The organism is Kribbella sp. CWNU-51, from assembly GCF_054073265.1.
In genome coordinates this window covers 1-16,697 of the sequence record NZ_JBSXMZ010000010.1, presented here as the reverse complement: position 1 = coordinate 16,697, position 16,697 = coordinate 1, and the positions used below count along the sequence as shown (strand labels likewise).

General features: G+C 68.5%; 13 protein-coding genes. 9 read left to right on the top strand and 4 right to left on the bottom strand.

From position 1 onward, the window contains the following. Positions 1-41 precede the first annotated feature (41 nt). Complete coding sequence (locus ACXC9Q_RS15455) at positions 42-200, bottom strand: DUF5679 domain-containing protein (RefSeq protein ID WP_012922897.1); 159 nt, start codon at positions 198-200, stop codon at positions 42-44. 521 nt (positions 201-721) lie between these two features. Here ACXC9Q_RS15455 and ACXC9Q_RS15450 point away from each other — a divergent pair. The 3 genes from ACXC9Q_RS15450 (at position 722) to ACXC9Q_RS15440 (ending at position 4,496) form a co-directional block, all read left to right on the top strand. Then, positions 722-1,258 (top strand): M48 family metallopeptidase, encoded by a 537-nt coding sequence (locus ACXC9Q_RS15450; protein WP_329480978.1) that lies wholly within the window; start codon positions 722-724, stop codon positions 1,256-1,258. Positions 1,259-1,542: 284 nt separating this feature from the next. Next, on the top strand, positions 1,543-3,732 hold the full coding sequence (locus ACXC9Q_RS15445; protein ID WP_457057202.1) for an MMPL family transporter: 2,190 nt from the start codon (positions 1,543-1,545) through the stop codon (positions 3,730-3,732). Positions 3,733-3,827: 95 nt separating this feature from the next. Next, positions 3,828-4,496: a uridine kinase gene (locus ACXC9Q_RS15440; protein ID WP_457057201.1), complete on the top strand. Its 669-nt coding sequence runs from the start codon at positions 3,828-3,830 to the stop codon at positions 4,494-4,496. Here ACXC9Q_RS15440 and ACXC9Q_RS15435 read toward each other — a convergent pair. Then, positions 4,489-5,025, bottom strand: a complete 537-nt coding sequence (locus ACXC9Q_RS15435; protein WP_405068592.1) for a CGNR zinc finger domain-containing protein — start codon at positions 5,023-5,025, stop codon at positions 4,489-4,491. The genes ACXC9Q_RS15440 and ACXC9Q_RS15435 overlap by 8 nt on opposite strands. 103 nt (positions 5,026-5,128) lie before the next feature. Here ACXC9Q_RS15435 and ACXC9Q_RS15430 point away from each other — a divergent pair, with 103 nt between their 5' ends. Then, positions 5,129-6,310, top strand: coding sequence for an MFS transporter (locus ACXC9Q_RS15430; RefSeq protein WP_457057200.1), 1,182 nt, complete (start codon positions 5,129-5,131; stop codon positions 6,308-6,310). Here ACXC9Q_RS15430 and ACXC9Q_RS15425 read toward each other — a convergent pair. Further along, positions 6,285-8,546: an FdhF/YdeP family oxidoreductase gene (locus ACXC9Q_RS15425; RefSeq protein ID WP_457057199.1), complete on the bottom strand. Its 2,262-nt coding sequence runs from the start codon at positions 8,544-8,546 to the stop codon at positions 6,285-6,287. The genes ACXC9Q_RS15430 and ACXC9Q_RS15425 overlap by 26 nt on opposite strands. Before the next feature lie 146 nt (positions 8,547-8,692). Here ACXC9Q_RS15425 and ACXC9Q_RS15420 point away from each other — a divergent pair, with 146 nt between their 5' ends. From ACXC9Q_RS15420 to ACXC9Q_RS15410, 3 genes are read left to right on the top strand one after another with little or no spacing between them, the layout of a single operon-like run. Next, the gene (locus tag ACXC9Q_RS15420) at positions 8,693-9,421 is read left to right on the top strand and encodes an SDR family NAD(P)-dependent oxidoreductase (RefSeq protein WP_457057198.1); all 729 of its coding nucleotides are present in this window, start codon (positions 8,693-8,695) and stop codon (positions 9,419-9,421) included. Between the two features lie 19 nt (positions 9,422-9,440). Beyond that, complete coding sequence (locus tag ACXC9Q_RS15415) at positions 9,441-10,742, top strand: MFS transporter (RefSeq protein ID WP_457057197.1); 1,302 nt, start codon at positions 9,441-9,443, stop codon at positions 10,740-10,742. Positions 10,743-10,759: 17 nt separating this feature from the next. Then, positions 10,760-12,526 (top strand): helix-turn-helix domain-containing protein, encoded by a 1,767-nt coding sequence (locus ACXC9Q_RS15410; protein ID WP_457057196.1) that lies wholly within the window; start codon positions 10,760-10,762, stop codon positions 12,524-12,526. Here the strand turns inward: ACXC9Q_RS15410 and ACXC9Q_RS15405 are convergent. Then, positions 12,516-13,433, bottom strand: a complete 918-nt coding sequence (locus ACXC9Q_RS15405; protein WP_457057195.1) for an NADP-dependent oxidoreductase — start codon at positions 13,431-13,433, stop codon at positions 12,516-12,518. The two genes, ACXC9Q_RS15410 and ACXC9Q_RS15405, sit on opposite strands and share 11 nt — an antisense overlap. A 109-nt stretch (positions 13,434-13,542) precedes the next feature. On the opposite strand from ACXC9Q_RS15405, the gene ACXC9Q_RS15400 reads away from it, so the two are divergent. Together ACXC9Q_RS15400 and ACXC9Q_RS15395 are read left to right on the top strand one after the other, a co-directional pair. Then, positions 13,543-13,950 (top strand): winged helix-turn-helix transcriptional regulator, encoded by a 408-nt coding sequence (locus tag ACXC9Q_RS15400; protein ID WP_457057194.1) that lies wholly within the window; start codon positions 13,543-13,545, stop codon positions 13,948-13,950. 187 nt (positions 13,951-14,137) lie between these two features. After that, the gene (locus ACXC9Q_RS15395) at positions 14,138-14,884 is read left to right on the top strand and encodes a hypothetical protein (protein ID WP_457057193.1); all 747 of its coding nucleotides are present in this window, start codon (positions 14,138-14,140) and stop codon (positions 14,882-14,884) included. Positions 14,885-16,697: the final 1,813 nt, after the last annotated feature.

Here is a 16,697-nt window from a genome sequence, read left to right as displayed (position 1 = left end):
CACGTTCCGCGTGTCGGACACCGCCCCTACGACTTGGTGCGTCAGGCCTTGCCGAGGATTCGGTTCAGGTTCGTACCGCACTCGGGGCACTTGGCCTTGGCCATGCGCGTGCCCTTGTCGTTGACCTTGACCTCGCCGTCGGCGGTGCGCTTGGCCTTGCACTTGACGCAGTAGAACTCGCCGCTCCAGGTCTCTGCCATGAGGGCCCTCTCCTTGCTCTGTACCAGCCTGGGGTTCCCACCCCAGGCAGTCGTGGATGCTAACGGCAGACTCGTTCTGCCGTAGGCCGTTCGGCCCAGTCGGGATTCACCCTACGGCAGGCGGGAGCACGCTCAAGCCCACCTGACAGCCCACGCGCCGCTGGGCTCCGGCGGGGAAAGCCTTTTCCGAACCATCCGGCAGCACAGAACAGGCTCCCGGTGATCCGCCTTCGGAACCGCTCGGCTTCCCCTCCGAACGGCCCCGGAGGCGATCCGGGAGCCTGCTGGAACTGACGCTAGGAGCCGGCCGCGGCGCTGGCAAGGCCGCGTTGTCCACGCCTGTGGATAACCCTGTGCGCAACCTGTGGGGCGCGCCGCGCGGCACTGTGGACGGGCGGGGGAACAAGGTGTGAACAACCGGAATCGGTGGCCCCAAAATCTGGCGTCTGACCTGCGGAAACGCGGATTCACAGGATGTGGACGGAAGAAAGTTGTCAGATTCTCAGGGTACTTTTTGACCCATGGCCGATTCTCCACCGCGACCGATCCCGCCGTTCGTGGACATCCGCCGCAGCAAGCGGCGCAAGCGGACCGTCAGCGCCTACCGGGACGGCGAGCGCGTGGTCGTGCTGATGCCCGACCGGCTGTCCGCCGCAGAGGAGGCGCGCTGGGTCGAGACCATGCTGGCGCGGCTGGACAAGCAGCGCAGCCGATCCCGCGTGTCGGACGAAAAATTGTTGGCCAGAGCACACGAACTCGCGTGTCGTCATCTCCCCGAAGTGCCCGAACCTGCGTCAGTCAGGTGGGTTTCGAACCAAAACAGACGGTGGGGATCCTGCACTCCGGCGGACCGATCCATCCGTTTGAGCACCCGTTTGCAGTCGATGCCCGCCTGGGTGGTCGACTACGTGCTCATCCACGAGCTCGCCCATCTGGTCGAGCCGGCCCACAACGCCGCCTTCTGGGCCCTGGTCCACCGCTACCCCAAAGCCGAGCGTGCCGAGGGCTATCTCGAGGGCATCTCCGCCGCCTCGTCCCTCAACCTCGACGACTTCTGACCCACCCGCATCCACCCTTCACCCCCGCCGCCGTCGCGACTTTGAGCCCCGGTCAACCATTTGCGCGGCGCCGAAACGGTCGATGGGTGCCCGAAGTGCGGGCGGGCGGTGGGGGGACGTACGGCGTACGAGAAAGGGTGGGGTGGGGTTAGCCCCAGGGTGGACTGGGTGGCTTCCTGCATGGTCGCCGCCTGCTCCGGCCAGCCAGGCTGGAACCCATAGCCAGCGCCGCGCCAGATGCGCTGGGTGGGGCGCCTGAGGGGGCGCAGAGGGGCAGGGAAGGTATGGCCAGGGGACAGATCACGGTGCGGGCGGCACGCTGGAGCGCCACCCATCCGTGGCGGGCGATCGCGATGTGGGTGGCGGTCGTGATCGCCTGTTTCGCACTCGGCTCGGTGACCGGGACCAAGCAGTCCGAGAACGAGGGCGACATCGGTGAGGTGACCCGGGCCGACAACATCGTCAAGTCCGGCAACTTCGCCGACCCGGACGTGGAGAGCGTGCTGATCACGGCTCCGTCCGGGACGCTCGACCAGAAGGCGGCCGACCAGGCGGCCGGCGTGGTGATCCAGAAGATGCGCGCCCTCGGTGGGGTCGCGGAGGTCGCCCAGCCGATCGCGTCGGCGAAGAAGGACGCGGTGATCGTCAGGGTCACCCTGAAGGACGGCGAGGGCGACAACCGTGTGCAGCCGCTGCTCGACACCACAGCTCAGCTTCAGCAGCAGTACCCGAAGCTCCGGATCGAGGAGGTCGGAGGACTGTCGATCGACAAGGCCCTCAACGAGACCCTCGGCAAGGACTTCAAGCGGGCGGAGATGTTCAGCCTGCCGGTGACGCTCGCGATCCTCCTGATCGCGTTCGGCGCGCTGATCGCTGCCTCGGTGCCGTTGGTACTGGCGCTGTCCGCAGTCGCAGCCGCGATCGGTTTGTCCGCGGCCGCGTCGCAGCTCGTCCCCGCGGTCGACGCGGTGAACAGCGTGATCCTGCTGATAGGCATGGCGGTCGGCGTCGACTACTCACTCTTCTACCTGCGTCGTGAACGCGAGGAACGCGCGAAGGGTCGCGGTCACGTCGACGCGGTCGAGATCGCCGCCGCCACCTCCGGCCACGCGGTCGTCGTCTCCGGCACGGCGGTGATCATCTCGATGGCCGGGTTGTTCCTGGCCCGGGACGCGGTGTTCTCGTCCTTCGCGGTCGGCTCGATCCTGGTCGTCGCGGTAGCCGTCGTCGGTTCGCTGACCGTGCTCCCCGCCGTACTCGCGAAGCTGGGTCGCTGGGTGGACCGTCCGCGGATCCCGCTGGTGTGGCGACTGACTGCGAACAAGGACAAGCCGCGCTTCTGGCCGACCGTGCTGAAGCCGGCCCTGAAGCACCCGGTCGCCACGCTGCTGGTCTCGGTCACCGCACTGCTGGCCGTCGCGTCGCCGGCGCTGGGGATGACGCTGAAGTTCCCGGGCACCGAGGATCTGCCGCGGACCACGTCGGTGATGAAGGCGTACGACCGGCTGACCGCGGCCTTCCCGAGCACGGGCACCAGTCACGAGGTCGCCGTCCGCGCACCGGCCAACCAGGCGCCGGCGGTCAAGGCCGCTCTCGCCGAGCTGGTGCAGCGCACGCAGCAGGACAAGCTCTTCGCGCAGGACGGTCTCGAGGAGCCGCGGGTCTCCAAGGACGGCACTGTCACGACCCTCGAGGTCGCCACGCCGTACGCGGGTGGCAGCCAGGAAGCGCGTGACTCGCTGACCAAGCTGCGCAAGGAGCTGATGCCGGAGACGGTCGGCAAGGTGCCGGGAGTCGAGTACGCCGTCGGTGGGTTCGTGGCCGCGGACGTCGACTATGCGGCCCACACGCGGGCCAAGCTGCCGCTGGTGATCGGGTTCGTGCTGCTGCTGACGATGATCGTGATGATGGTGACGTTCCGGTCCGTGGTGGTCGCGATCACCGCGATCGGGCTGAACCTGCTGAGTGCGGGAGCGGCGTACGGCGTCGTCACCGCGGTGTTCCAGAACACCTGGGCCGAAGGGCTGCTGCACTTCCGGTCGAACGGGGCCGTGGTCAGTTGGTTGCCGCTGTTCCTCTTCGTCGTGCTGTTCGGGTTGTCGATGGACTACCACGTGTTCGTGGTCAGCCGGATTCGCGAGGCGGTGCTGCGCGGCGTACCGACCAAGCAGGCGGTGGCCGAGGGCATCACCGGCTCGGCCGGCGTGGTCACCAGCGCGGCGGCTGTGATGATCGGGGTGTTCGCGGTCTTCGCGACGCTGAGCACGCTGGACATGAAGCAACTCGGCGTCGGCCTGGCAGTCGCGATCCTGATCGACGCGACGATCATCCGTGCGGTCGTCCTCCCGAGCGTGATGACCCTGCTCGGCGACGCCAACTGGTGGGCCCCGAAGTGGCTCCGCAGCAAGCCCGCCAAGCACGCGATCCAGCCGCCGGCCCCGGAGGAGGAGCGCGAGCTCACCCCGGTCGGCTGACGGCCCGGCACAGCGCCTCACCCGGAGAAAATGGGGTGAGGCGCTGCCGCCGTTCCGGGAGACTGGGCCGCGGTCCGACAACTGGGGAGACGAACGTGGGCAAGCGTGCTGCGGTGCTCGCGGAATTGGCCGAGATGATTCTGGCGGTCGATCGGCCGCATCCGATCCGGGTGGCCATCGACGGCTGCTCGGCGGCCGGGAAGACGACGCTGGCGGACGAGTTGGCGCAGGTGCTGCGCGACCGGACCGACCGCGAGATCATCCGTGCTGGCATCGACTACTTCAAGCGTGCCGCCGCGTTGCGGACGGCGTACCCGATCGACTCGCCGGAGGGCTATTACCTGGACACCTGGGACAACGACGCGATCCGCGATCGTCTCCTGGTCCCGCTCGGTCCAGGCGGAGATCGGCGATACACCACCGGCATCATGCACCCGGGCGCTCAAAAGGCCCTCGAATCGCCCATCGAGACGGCCGGCGACGATGCCGTGCTCTTGGCTGATGGGGCCTTCTTGCAGCGCCCGGAGCTGGACGCCTACTGGGATCTGCGCGTCTATGTGGACGTCAGCTTCGACGTGGTCCTCCGTCGTGGCACCGAGCGTGACCAGCAGTGGATGACGTCTGCTGCCGCCGCCGAGCAGCGCTATCTCAGCAAGTACATTCCGGGTGAGCGGCTGTACGTCGACCAGATCAGCCCACGAGACCGTGCACAAGTTGTCGTGGGCAACGAGGACCCGGCCAGTCCCACGCTCACCTTCAACTAGCTTGCCGGGCGCGGTGGGCGGCGGCTTTGACGCGGCTTTGGCATTGGGGAGAGCAGAAGCGGCGCTGGCCGTTGCGGGAGACGTCGACGAAGACGCGGTCGCACTGCGGGGCCGCGCACACGCCTAGGCGGCCGGCGAGGCCGGTGCCCAGGGCGAGCGCGAGGCCGGCCGCGCAGCCGGCGGCCCAGCCGTTGACGAGTCCGTCGTCCGGGCCGTGGAAGTGCAGGCTCCAGCCGTCGTTCCGCCGGTCCAGCTGCGGTCGGGAGTTGGTGTCCACGAGCAGCGCGTTCACCTCGTCCGCCGCGCGATCGAGGTCTCCCGCATGCGCGGCTTCGAAGACGATGCGCATCCGCCCCGCGAGCACGGCCAGCCGCCGCGCGTCGTCCGGTTCGACGGACGGCCGCGGGTAGCCGATGGCTGCCAAGGCGTCGGAGACGGCCTGTGCCTCGTCGGCCGGCGCGGGGTACGGCGTGCCACCGGAGTAGCCGGGCGTCAGCCGGTTCACGTACTCGACGGAGGCCGCCAGCACGTTACGGGCGTGACTATCAAAAGACACTTGACCGGTCATGGGTCCTCTCCGTAGGCTCTCGCGTGACCGATCATAGCCACTTAGACAGTCATGGGAGCCGGAGATGAGTGCGGTAGCGACCTTGACCTCGCCGTGGCGCGGGTTGTCTCCGGCGGTGTGGATCCTGGTCACGGCCCGCGCGGTGAACCGGATCGGCGCGTTCACGCTGCCGTTCCTCGGAGTCGTGCTGACCGTCGAGTTCGGCGCGTCGCTCAGCCAGACCGGCCTGATCCTGGCGCTCTTCGGCGCGGCCACGATCCCGTCCCGGTTGCTCGGCGGGCACCTGGCCGACCGGCTCGGCCGTCGCCGTACGATCGTCCTCGGCCTGACCGGCTGTGCCGTCGCCCAGATCTGGATCGCATCGAGTCATGCGCTCTGGTCCGCCGTCCTCGCGACCGTGCTGCTCGGCCTCGCCTTCGAGATCTACGAGCCGCCGAGTCAGGCGATGATCGCCGACGTGACCAGTCCGTCCGATCGGCCGGCGGCGTACGGGTTGTACAGCGCGGCGCTGGCAGCGGCGGGAGTCCTGGCCGGCCTGCTCGCCGCAGCGATCAGCCACGTCGACCTGCGCTGGCTCTTCGTCGCCGACGCCGTCACCTGCCTGGCCTGCGCCGTCCTGGTCGCATTCGCCCTTCCAGCCGACGTACGGCGGGAGACAGAAGAGGTCGTCGTCAGGTCCAAGGAAGTCTCGGTGTGGCGGGACCGGCGGCTGTTGCTGCTGCTTGCCAGCGGGACCGTGTTCGCCACCATCTATATGCAACTGGTGATCGGTGTGCCGCTGACGTTGCTCGAGCAGGGCCTGCCGAAGTCCGGCACGGGCTTCATCCTGGCGGTCTCTGCGGTGACCTTGATCGTCGCCCAGCGCCTGCTCCGGTTGCAGCAGCTCGACGACTTCCGGGCGATGACAGTCGGCTACTTCCTGCTCGGAGCGGGGCTCCTCGTCACCGCCATGGCGCACAGCCTCACGATCTTCCTGCTCGCCGCAGTGCTCTGGAGCCTCGGCGACCTCTTCCTCCTGACCCGCTACCTCACCCAAGCGTCCGGCCTCGCACCCGAGCACGCCCGCGGCCGCTACCTCGCCGTCTTCGGCCTGAGCTGGGGCATCGCGACCACCATCGCCCCATTGACCGTCACCCAACTTCTCGACGCTGCGGGCCCGAAGGGTCTGTGGATCACCAGCGCGGCGGTGGCCGCCGCACTCGCTCTCGTCCAACCGTGGCTCAGGAAGCGACTGGCTCCAGCCTGACCGTCAGGCCCTTGGCGACCGGGGTATTGCTGCCCTTGGCGACGTCGTCGGCGGACATCAGGACATTGGTCTCCGGGTAGTACGCCGCCACACAGCCGCGCGCCGTCGGGTACGACACCAGCCGGAACCCGGAGGCCCGCCGCTCGACGCCCTGGAACTCGCTCACGATGTCGACGTACGCACCGTCCTTCAGCCCGAGCTCGGCCAGGTCGTCCGGATTCACGAAGACAACCTCCCGGGTCCCGTTGATGCCGCGGTAGCGGTCCTCGAGCCCGTAGATCGTGGTGTTGAACTGGTCGTGACTGCGCATCGTCTGCAGCAGCAGCCGGCCAGGGGCCGTCGGCAACCAACTGAGGTCGCTCGCGGTGAACTGCGCCCGCGCGTCGGACGTGCGGAACTCGCGCTTGTCCCGGGCGGCGTGCGCCAGCAGGAACCCGCCCTCGTTGGCCCGCAGCCGATCCTCGAAGTCCTCGTACCCGTCGGCCACCCGGCCGATCCGCTGCCGGATCAGGCTGTAGTCCTCGGCGAAGTCGGCCCACGGGATCTGCCCGATATCCGGTACGACGGTCCGCGCGAGCCCGCAGATGATGCCGATCTCCGACTTCAGCTCCGGACCCGGGGGCGTCAGATTGCCCGTGGACAAATGCACCGCGCCTTGCGAGTCCTCGACCGTCACCGATTGCGGTCCGGCCGCGGTGTGGTCGTGATCGGTCCGCCCGAGCGTCGGCAGGATCAACGCCTCGCGCCCGGTGATGGTGTGCGACCGGTTGAGCTTGGTCGAGACGTGCACGGTCAGGTCGCACTCCCGCAGACCCCGGTGCACGACCTCGGTGTCGGGTGTCGCGGAGGCGAAGTTGCCACCCAAGGCGAAGAAGACCCGGACCGCGCCGTCACGCAGCCGTTTCACCGTCTCGGCCGCGTCGATACCGTGCTCGCGGGGTGCGGTGAACGCGAACTCGGCGTCCAGCTTGTCCAGGAACGTGTCCGGCACCTTCTCCCAGATGCCCATGCTGCGGTCGCCCTGGACGTTCGAGTGGCCACGCACCGGGCACGGGCCGGCGCCCGGCTTGCCGATGTTTCCCTGCAGGAGCAGCACGTTGACGATCTCGCTGATCGTCGCGACGGCCTCCCGGTGCTGGGTCAGGCCCATCGCCCAGCAGATCACCGTCGCCTTGGACTTGATGAACCGCTGGGTGAACTCCTCGATCTCCGTCCGGCGCAGCCCGGTCGCGAGCTCGACGGCAGCCCAGTCGAGCTCGGCGTTGTGCTTGGCGTAGACCTCGTAGCCGCTGGTGTGGCTCTCGATGAAGGACGTGTCGAGCACGGTCCCGGGGTTCGCCGCCTCGGCATCGAGCAGAAGGTGGCCGACGGCAAGGAACAGCGCCTGGTCGCCGCCGATCCGGATCTGCAGGAGCTGGTCGGCCAGCGGCGTACCCTTGCCGACCCAGCCGCGCGGGCGCTGCGGGTTCTTGAAGTTCATCATGCCGGGCTCGGGCAGCGGGTTCACCGAGACGATGTCGGCGCCGTTGCGCTTGGCGATCTCGAGGTGGCTGAGCATCCGGGGCGCGTTGGTGCCCGGGTTCTGGCCGACGACGACGATCAGCTCGGCCTCTTCCAGCATCTCCAGCGTGACGGCGCCCTTGCCACTGCCGATCACCCGGGACAGCGCCGTACCGGACGACTCGTGGCACATGTTCGAGCAGTCGGGCAGGTTGTTGGTGCCGTAGGCCCGGACGAAGAGCTGGTAGAGGAAGGCGGCCTCGTTGCTGGTCCGGCCGGAGGTGTAGAAGACCGCGTCGTTCGGGTCGACGAGGGCCTTCAGGTGCCGCGCGACGACCTGGAACGCCTCTTCCCAGCCGACCGGCTCGTAGTGCGTCGCCCCCGCCCGCAGCAGCATCGGCTCGGTGATCCGGCCGAGCTTGCCGAGCTCGAACTCGGAGATCTCGTTCATCGCGCCGACGGTGTGCTCGGCGAAGAAGGCGCGCGGCACCCGCTTGCGGGTCGCCTCCCAGGCCACCGCCTTGGCGCCGTTCTCGCAGAACTCGGCCGCGTGTTTGCGCTTGTGGTCGGGGTCCGGCCAGGCGCAGGACGGACAGTCGAAGCCGCCGTCCTGGTTCATCTTCAGGAAGACCTTGCCGGTCCGGGCCGGGCCCATCTCACGGAAGCCGAACTTGAACGACGACAGCACGGCGGGGACGCCGGCGGCCTTCTTCTTCGGCTGTTCGATATCGACCATGTTTCAACAATAGGTCCACCTATCATCACGCGCTGCTTCGATAGGCGAGGTTGTGGACAAGTGGCGCGCAACCCTATTGGGCGGGCCTTGGATGTGTGACCGCACCCCATAGTGTGCGGCGGCGCGGATTTCTACAGTCGTCGGCCATGGAGACCCGTCGAGCCCTCGTCACCGGAGCTGCGTCCGGCATCGGCGCCGCGTGTGCCCGGCGCCTCGCGGCCGACGGCGTACATGTCATCGCAGTCGACTACGACGCCGCCGGACTCGAGGCACTCGACGGTGTGGAGACGGTTGTCGCCGATCTTGCCGAGTTGGAGCGGCTGCCGGACCTGCCGACGGACGTGGACATCCTGGTGAACAACGCCGGGGTCCAGCAGGTCGCACCGGTCGAGCAGTTCCCGCCGGAGCGGTTCAGCTACATCCTGCGGCTCATGCTCGAGTCGCCGTTCCGCCTGATCCGGCAGACGCTTCCGCACATGTACGGCGCCGGCTGGGGCCGCGTGGTCAACGTCAGCTCGGTGCACGGTCTCCGGGCCAGCCCGTTCAAGGCGGCGTACGTCGCTGCCAAGCACGGACTGGAAGGACTCAGCAAGGTCGTCGCCCTGGAGGGTGCAGCGCACGGAGTGACCAGCAACTGCGTGAACCCGGCCTACGTCCGGACGCCGCTGGTCACCGCCCAGCTGGCCGATCAGGCGGCCACCCACGGCCTGTCCGAGGCAGAGGTGCTGGACAAGGTGCTGCTCGAGCCGGTCGCGGTGAAGCGGCTGATCGAGCCGGCCGAAGTGGCAGAGCTGGTCGCGCTGCTGTGCGGCCCGGCGTCCGCCTCCATCACGGGGAGCTCGTTCGTACTCGACGGCGGCTGGACCGCCCACTAGCTCAGGAGAGAGCCCGCCCATGACAACTACAGAACCGGTCCGCACCCGGACGTCGATCGTCCGGGTGGTCGGCGCGAGTCTCGTCGGTACGACGGTCGAGTGGTACGACTTCTTCCTCTACGGCGTTGCCGCGTCGGTGGTGTTCGGAGACCTCTTCTTCCCCAAGGGCGAACAGCTCACCGGGACGCTCCTGAGCTTCGCGACGTTCGCAGTGGGGTTCTTCGCCCGTCCGATCGGCGGAGTGGTGTTCGGCCACTTCGGAGACCGGTTGGGCCGCAAGCAACTGCTCGTGCTGTCGCTGCTGATGATGGGCGTCGCCACCTTCGCAATCGGCCTACTCCCGACCTATGCACAGGTCGGTGCGCTCGCTCCGATCCTGCTGACCGTGCTGCGACTCGTGCAGGGCTTCGCACTCGGCGGTGAGTGGGGTGGCGCCGTACTGATCGTGTCTGAGCACGGTGACCCCGCACGGCGTGGGTTCTGGGCGTCCTGGCCGCAGGCCGGTGCTCCCGCGGGTCAGCTGATCGCCAACGGCGTACTGGCTGGGCTGGCGGCGTTTCAGTCGGATGCTGCGTTCAACGCGTGGGGGTGGCGCATCCCGTTCCTGTTGTCCGCCGTACTGGTGCTGGTCGGACTGTGGGTGCGGTTGCGGATCGAGGAGTCGCCGGTGTTCCAGGAGGCACGGGCGAAGCATGAGCCGGTGGACAAGCTGCCGATCATCGAGGTGATCACGCGCTATCCGCGGGAGGTGCTCACGGCGATGGGCGCCCGGATGGCGGAGAACGTCAGCTACTACATCTTCACCATCGTCATCGCGACGTACGCCAAGGAACACCTGGGTATGGGCAAGTCCTTCGCACTGAACGCCGTCCTGATCGGTGCGGCCGTGCACTTCTTCGCGATCCCAATGTGGGGTTCGCTGTCCGACCGGATCGGCCGGCGACCTGTGTACCTGATCGGCGCGGTGGGTGTCGGTGTCTGGGGCTTCCTCTTCGTCGCCCTGCTGGACACGAAGAACTTCGCCCTCGCCGCACTGGCCGTCACCGTCGGACTGGTGCTGCACGGCGCGATGTACGGACCGCAGGCCTCGTTCTTCACCGAGCTGTTCGGCACCCGCGTCCGCTACTCCGGTGTGTCGATCGGTTACCAGCTCGCCTCGATCATCGCGGGCGGTCTGGCCCCCTTCATCGCGGTAGCGCTGCTCAAGGCGTACGACTCCGGCTATGCGATCGCTGTGTACGTCGCGGTCTGTGCGGTGATCTCCATCGTCGCGGTGACGTCGTACACCGAAACGCGACGCCGGGACCTGACCGCCCTGTAGGTGGCATCATCGCCGGGATGGAAGAGCTTCTGCGGCTGCTGGCCGAGGATGCGCCCGGGAGCGAGCTGGCCCGAGCGGCGGGCGAGGACGCGGTGGCCCGCGACCTCGCCCTGCGCATCCGGGCCGGCATCGATGCCAGCAAGAAGCGTGAGGCCGAGCTGTCCGCCCTGGTCGACGTCGCCCGCGAACTGGCCTCGGCGCGTGACCCGGGCGGCGTACTCGACACCATCGTCCACCGGGCCAGGACTCTGATCGGCACGGACGTCGCGTACCTGACCCTGTACGACGCGACCCGCGGCGACACGTACATGCGGGCGACGGACGGATCCGTCTCGGCCGCCTTCCAGCAGCTCCGGCTTCCCCTCGGCGCGGGCCTCGGTGGACTCGTCGCCGAGACCTACAAGCCGTACTGGACCGCCGACTACCCCTCCGACCGGCGCTTCCGGCACACCTCGCCGATCGACAGCGCGGTCGGCGAGGAGGGGCTGGTCGCCATCTGCGGTACGCCGCTCATCGTCGACGGAGCCTTCGTCGGAGTGCTGTTCGCGTCCAACCGGACGCGCCGGCCGTTCAGCCGCGAGGAGGTCTCGCTGCTCGGCTCGCTCGCGGCCCTCGCGGCCGTGACGATCGTGCAGGTCCGGGCGGCCACCGAGACAGCCGCTGCACTGGATCAGGTGTCGGCGGCCCACGCAGGCGTCGAACACGCGGCCGCGGCGCACGACCGGTTCGCCGAGATCGTCCTGTCGGGCGGTGACGTGGATGCGATCGCGGCGGCCGTGGCCGAGTTGCTCGACGTGTGGGTCGTGCTCGTCGATGCCGTCGGCAACGAGTTGGCCGTGGCGGGGGACACGCACCGGGCCGCGGTGCCCTGGCAGGAGTCCGAGTCCGGCCGGTTGACCCGGATCGGTGACTGCTGGGTGGTCGCCGCGACCGCCAAGGGCGAGCGCCTCGGCGCTCTGGTGATCGGCGGCGTCGACGACCTGTCCGGCGCGGACCAACGCATCGTCGAACGCGCCGCTGTGGTCACCGCACTGGTGTTGCTGTTCCGCCGTCAGACCGCCGAGCAATCCCAACGTGCACAGGCGGATCTGCTGGCAGATGTGCTCAGTGGCAGCGCTGATCCGAGGACGCTGACCGATCGACTCCGTCTGCTCGCGCCGAACCACCGCCACGACCGCCTGGTTGTAGCAGTGGTGCGCGGGGACCACTCCGCCGTACGGGCTCGGCTGTCGGCACCACTGGAAGAGAAGCTGGTGCTCTCTGGTCCGTTTGGCGGAGACCTGGTGCTGTTGCTCGCCCGCACCGACCCTGCGTCGGCTGCGCGAGAGTTGGCTGACGTTGCCAAACGGGCTGCAGTGACGATCGCCGTGACCGGTCCGGCGGGTTGGAGCTCGCTGGTCGACGCGCATCGTCAGGCTGCGCGACTCGCAGCGACCATGCTCCGGCTCGGACGCAGTGGCGAGTCCGCGACACCTGACGACCTCGGAGTCGCCGGTCTGGTTGGTGCTGCGGACGTCGACGTACGGGCGCATGTGCGGCACGTCCTGGGCGCAGTACTCGACTATGACGACCAGCGTGGCACCGATCTGGTCGGCACCTTGCACGCGTACTTCGCAGCCGGCCAGAGTCCGACGAGAGCGGCGACGTCGCTCCACATCCACCCCAACACCGTCCAGCAACGCCTGGACCGCATCGCTGCCCTGCTTGGCGACGGCTGGCAGTCACCCGAACGCGCCCTGGACATCCAGGTCGCGCTCCGGCTCCAGCAAGCCGTCAGGGGATGAGCACGAGCCGTCCGCGGACGCCGCCCTTGGCAAGGCGCCGGTACGCCGTTGCCGCATCCTGCAGGGGATAGGTCTCGGCAACCCGCGTCGAGATTGCACCTGCGTCGACCAGCTCGACCAGCTCAGTCAGGTCGCGCCGGTTGGCGTGCAGGAAGAGCTGCGCGACAGTGATGTTGCGGAGGTGCGGCGGCCGTGGCCCGCCCTGCAGATGGATGTGTTGGCCCCCGTTGCGGACCGCCTCCTGTGCACCGACCCCGATGATCGCCGCATCCACCAGAGCGTCCACGCCGGCTGGGACGATCTCGCGGACCGCGGTGGCCAGGTCGGCCGAGCGTCGTACGAAGTGATCCGCGCCGAGACGTCGTACCAGGTCCTCGTCCTGGTCGCCGGCGGTGGCGATCACGGTGAGGCCTTGGTGCTTGGCGAGTTCGACCACATACCCACCGACGCCACCGGCGGCGCCAGTCACCAGGACGGTCTGCCCCGAGATGGCGCGTAGTGCTTGCAGTGCCGTGATTGCGTTCAGCGGGATGGTCGATGCGGCGACAGGGTCCATGGTGGTCGTCGCGGCGGCGTTCGCGTCCAGGACGACGTACTCCGCGTGCGTCTTGAGGGATCGCCCGAGCAGATCGGCCAGACCGATGACCGCCGTACCTGGTGTGAGGTCCACACCAGACCCGACCGCGTCGACCGTGCCGGCCACGTCCCAGCCGAGACCGAACTGCTCTCTCGGTGCAGTCAGACCGAACTGCACAGCCAGCCCCGCGCTCACCGCCAGATCCACCGGGTTGACCGCGGCGGCGGCCACTTTGATCCGGACCTGCCCGGCCGCCGGCTCCGGAATCGGCGTCTCGATCAGCTCGAGGGTGTCCGGCCCTTCGAGCCGCCGGGCCACGAGTGCGCGCATAACGTGTCTCTCCTTGTGTCGATACCTTGTTGGTGACACCACTGTCGGAGAGTTACTCTCTATCGGGAAGTACGTACTTCGAAGTGCGTACCGTACGACGAGGAGAGTCATGCCCACGCGTACCGCCGCTCAGCGCCGGGAGGAGGCAGCCCGCGAGTACGACGCGTTCCTGGCCAGCTGCCCGGCCCGGCAACTGCTGGACCGGATCAGCGACAAGTGGGTGACGCTCATCCTCACCGCGCTCGCCGAAGGCCCGCAGCGGTACTCCGACCTCTCCCGCCGGATCGCCGGCGTCAGCCAGAAGATGCTGACCCAGACACTGCGCTCGCTCGAACGCGACGGCCTGCTCACGCGCGCGGTGACGCCGTCGGTGCCGGTCCGCGTAGACTACGAGCTGACGCCACTCGGCCAGAATCTGATGCCGCTGATCTCCGCCATCAAGTCCTGGGCCGAGACTCATATGACCGAGGTCAACGCCGCCCGGACCGCGTACGACGTCGGCGCGGCTGTCGGGTGATCGGCCGACAGGTGTCGGCCGGGTGGAGCGTCGCCCTATCGGTCAGCGTCTCCACCGCCAGGACCTCCGTCGAGCGCCGCTGCGAGAAACTCGAGGTCCATCATGACCGCCCTCCAACGCGGCCTGAACCAAAACCTGACAGCTACCCTCGCCCTTTGACCAATCCGGCTTCCGGCAAGGAGACACGGTGAGCGAGCCAGCCCGCTCCGCCAGCGCGAACGACCGACGAATCGTCGTACTGGTCATGCCGTCGACCCCCACCTGGGCCCCACCAGGTCGCTCCCCCGAAGCCTGGCGCCTGGCCCTGGCCGAGGACACCTACGAGGTCCTGGCCGCCCTGGACCGCGTAGAAGTCGCAGTGGCCGTCCTCAACGGCACCGAAGCATCCGTCCATGAAGCCACCACCCTCACCTGGCCCGGCACCCCCGTCTACACCGCCCCCACCCTCCACCAAGCCCTAACCCAAGCTGCCACCCTCACCCCCACGCCCGCCACCTCCGCGCCGGCCTCGGACGCGGCGCCCACCTCCGGGGATGCAGCTGGGTCCACCACGGCCGAGGTCGGCGGGTCCATCAGCGGGACCGGCCGAGTGGCGGCTGTGGTTGCTGTCGCGTACGACGCTCCAGACCTCCCGGGGCTCCTGATCGGCAAACTCTTCCGTGCCCTCTCCACTGCCGACATCGCCGTCTGCCCCGCCGAGGACGGCTCCCAGGTAGCCCTCGGCGTCAACCTCCCCATCGCGAACTGGCTGACCGATTCCCTCGACCTGAGCCTCGACCTCACCCTCGCGGAACTCGACCAAGCCAAACCCCGCCGCCACGCCGTAGCCGTCGGCCCCGGCTGGCACCGCCTCCGCTCACCCGCCGACCTCGCCCGCCTCGACCCCGGCTTGGAAGGCTGGGACGCGACCCGTTCCATACTTCGTCACGCCTGACCCGTCACCTTGTCGCTTCCCGCTCGTTCACAAGGCAGCGGAGAACTTCTGGGGGAAGCTCGCCGCCGCCGCACTATCGGCCTGCCGATTCCGTTCAGGGGCGGAAATCGACACCAGCCACCACCGCCCTCTGGCCCCGGGGCACTCGGCTCCCTCGCGGAACCAATCCCAACCGGCCATCGGGCAACCGTGCACGGGGAAGCGCGGGCACCAGCAACACAACGGGGGAACCAACGGGGAAGCCGGACGCGCCACCAACAAACGCACGACTGGTGGCACGTATCGGCACAACGGGGACGCTCCACCAGCAACAACAACGGGGACTGCATTACAACGAGGACAGCAGTACGCGCACTAACCGCCAACGCAACGGGGAGCGTGGCGAGCACTCCAGGGGAACGAGCACAACGGGGACGCTCGAACTCCCCGACAGCGGGGAATCGCAGTACGCAAACGGGGGAACGGGGCCGGTGGGGCATGGGGGAACGGGGGTGCTCCGCCGGCAACACAACGGGGGACACGGAAACGAGGGGGATCTTCGCCAGCGGTACGCCGGGGAGCCAGTGGTGCACAACGGGCAACACACCTGCGGAAGAACCGGGTCACGGGTGAAGCGGGGGCAATGTAAGGCGATGCGGGGCAACGTTCACCGCGCAGGCATCCGAACATCACCTCGCAGCCGGGACCGGCGACACCCAACGTGGACTGTGAGCAAGGGGCACCGGCAAGCCAACCCCGTGGCACAACGGGTAACGAAGACGACTGGGACCTGCAGTGCGCCACGGGGAACGGCACAGATGGGGGCAGGGAACGGGGGGAAGCTCGGCAGCACCACAACAGACAAGCGGGGGTGCTCCACCAGCAGCGCAGCCCTACGCCACGGGGAACGGGGCCTCACGGCGAAACGGGGTTGGGGAGCAGGACCTGCGGCGGGGAAGCTGAGGTTCACGGGCACCAGGCCCACAGGGGAACGGAGCCTGCGGCACACCTGGTTGGTGGGGGAACTACGCCAGAGGGAGCTCGACCCACGGGACGGGGATCGCAGGGACGGGGTCGGTGGAGGAACGGGCCTACGGGGAACTGTGGTTGAACCAATGGGTGAGCCCGACCGTTGAGCAGGTAGAAGTTGGGTTTGCTGAGCTGGTGGCTGAACTGCGCGTGCGGGGAGCTCGGGCCCACGGGAGACGGGGGATCAACGGTGGACGGGACCAGGCTCCATGGGGTACGGGGAAGCGTGGATTAGTGGGAACGGCGCCTAAGGGGAGCTTGGCCAGGGGACGAGGACCCCGGGCGCGGGGACCGGGCCCGCGCGGGGGACAGACTGCGGGACGTGCGGGTTGTGGGGGAGGCGCATACGGGGAGCTTGGCCAACGGGAGACGGGGAAGTGTGGGTTGGGGGAACTGCGCCTACACGGGGCTGGACCTACGGGATCACGGGGAAATGGGGGTCACGGGGGAATGGGGTCCCCGGAGGGATGGGAGTTCACGGGGGGAATGGGGCTCTGCGGGGGTGGGGTCCCACGGGAACTCCTGGCGGGGGAGCGGGTCGGCTTGTCGAGTCGGCCCGCAAACCCTCAGCCGCGGCGCCGCGACGGAGGCCCGGTAGTGAGCAGACTTTCTGGGCCGCTAAGGACCGACCGGCTACCGGCCCCGCACTCTGGTCCGCGAGGTGGCGCGTCCTGTTGGATGCTCCTATAGATGTCAAGCGGTGGCTGGTTGCTGGTTTGGGGTGGGTTGGGTTTGGCGGAGGGTGTAGTAGATCTCGCGGGCGATGAGTCGTTTGAGGCAGCGGATGGTGTCTTTCTTGGAGAGG